The sequence below is a fragment of the Bariatricus sp. HCP28S3_D3 genome (assembly GCF_052065755.1).
In the GTDB taxonomy this organism is placed as follows: domain Bacteria; phylum Bacillota; class Clostridia; order Lachnospirales; family Lachnospiraceae; genus Allocoprococcus.
Genome location: NZ_JBQHTK010000089.1, coordinates 1 through 895, shown reverse-complemented (window position 1 = coordinate 895; position 895 = coordinate 1). Strand labels below are relative to the sequence as shown.

At 43.6% G+C, this 895-nt stretch carries 1 protein-coding gene; it reads right to left on the bottom strand.

The window, feature by feature from the left end:
• On the bottom strand, positions 1-895 hold an 895-nt coding region (locus ACTNB3_RS17815; RefSeq protein ID WP_441027295.1), incomplete at both ends, for a transposase.

The window sequence follows — 895 nt, the reverse complement described above, 5'->3', positions numbered from 1 at the left end:
CCATCAGTTCCATCATTTTTTGAAATCCGAGAAGGTTTTTTGCCCTCTCTATATTATATCCAAGGCAAAAGAGCGCAAACTCCCCCGTGACCTTCCTAAGACCCCGCAGGAGGAAATAGTAAGCTCCCATTGCTCTTTTTATCGTCCCAAACGGATGCTCTGATATGCACATTCGCTGGGTTGTTTTTTCAACGCTTGGTTTCAGGAAAAACTTTACTACCTTAAACTTCTCATAATGACCTTTCCGTCGCTGTACTAACTTTTCAGCTGTTTTCCCTTCTGCTTTCAGCCAGTCCCTGCAAGGCTTCTCCAGACTGTCTTTTGTAAAATCAATCTCTTTCCATTCACCTTTTCCCTTGTAGCATTTATTTCTGTTTTTGCAGTGTCTGCACGCATTTTTATTTGCATAACGGATATTTCCATTCTTTTTTATGCATTTCTGCCTCAGGATCTCCCCTGCCGGACAGTAGACCAGATTTCTCTCCGGATCCCTCACAAAATATCCTTCTTTTGCCCGCGTCTGCATTTCTTCCGGCGTCCCATAGATAGACTTTTTACCATTTTCTTCCGGTTGGCTGTCTGCTACTTTCCTGCGGACTTCTTCCACTTTCATTTTTGAAATGACATCCTTATACGCTTCCGGTATTTCTCCTGCGTGAAGACATTTTTTCAGTTCCTCCGGTGAATCGGAAAACCGATCTATTTCTGACTCTTCAAAAGGTATTTCCAGCTCATATCCATCTTTTCCATCATCCGTTATGACATGCGGGATGATTCCGTTTTCAAGACATCTGACCACATCCTCTTCATACTCATATCCCCTGTCTGCCGTCACTTCCAGAATCCCATCTGTATCTCTCCGGATACCTTCCATTGTTACATCCAGCAGTCCGTG